The 248-nt window shown below is 42.7% G+C and carries 1 pseudogene; it reads right to left on the bottom strand.

From position 1 onward, the window contains the following. Positions 1-248, bottom strand: a pseudogene (locus tag ACFINC_RS11670) (GMP synthase (glutamine-hydrolyzing)); the annotation flags it as partial.

Raw genomic sequence — 248 nt, forward strand, 5'->3', positions numbered from 1 at the left:
ATTAATTCCTCTAACTTCGTTAATAATGCGTGATGCTGTCTTACTCAACAATGCCATATCATAGGGATAAAAATCAGCGGTCATTCCATCGACAGATGTGACCGCGCGAAGCGCACAAACAAATTCATACGTGCGACTATCCCCCATCACTCCAACAGTCTGGACAGGAAGAAGGACAGCAAAAGCTTGCCAAATTTCATCATAAAGACCAGCCTTACGGATTTCCTCAAGATAAATGGAATCTGCTT

The organism is Bartonella sp. AP58NXGY (assembly GCF_042195785.1).
Taxonomy (GTDB): Bacteria; Pseudomonadota; Alphaproteobacteria; order Rhizobiales; family Rhizobiaceae; genus Bartonella.